This window comes from Staphylococcus sp. EG-SA-2, assembly GCF_017152085.1.
Genome location: NZ_JACYHC010001259.1, coordinates 1 through 623 on the forward strand (window position 1 = coordinate 1; position 623 = coordinate 623).

Consider the following 623-nt stretch of genomic DNA (forward strand, 5'->3'; position numbering starts at 1 on the left):
GCTTTGATGATGTATGGATATCCAGAGAAATGGTTGGAAGGTATGACAACTGGAGAAGGTATCGCGGCAGAATTACGCTTAGGTATTGTGAATGGTCACATAGCTGAAGGTACGTTACTCACTGAAAATCAAATGGCAAAGCAATTTAATGTGAGTCGTTCGCCAATTCGAGATGCATTTAAATTATTGCAACAAAATCAACTCATCCAATTAGAAAGAATGGGTGCACATGTGTTGCCGTTTGGGGAACAAGAAAAGAAAGAAATGTACGATTTGCGACTGATGCTAGAGTCATTTGCATTTTCAAGAGTTAAAAATCAAGAGAGACTACCTATCGTAAAAGAAATGAAGAAACAACTTGAAATGATGAAAGTGGCAGTAAAATTTGAAGATGCAGAATCATTTACGAAGCATGACTTTGAATTTCATGAAACATTAATCAAAGCATCTAACCACCAATATTTAAACTCATTTTGGAGTCATTTAAAACCAGTAATGATGGCACTCGTTTTAACATCCATGCGACAACGTATGCAACAGAACCCGCAAGATTTTGAACGCATACATCATAATCATCAAGTGTTTATTGATGCAGTGGAACAATACGACAGTCAAATTTTGAA

General features: G+C 36.3%; 1 protein-coding gene. It reads left to right on the forward strand.

Annotated features, from left to right (window positions below):
• Nucleotides 1-6: 6 nt before the first annotated feature.
• The coding region (locus IDG60_RS20355) for a GntR family transcriptional regulator (protein WP_156976364.1) at nucleotides 7-623 on the forward strand (617 nt) is incomplete at its 3' end.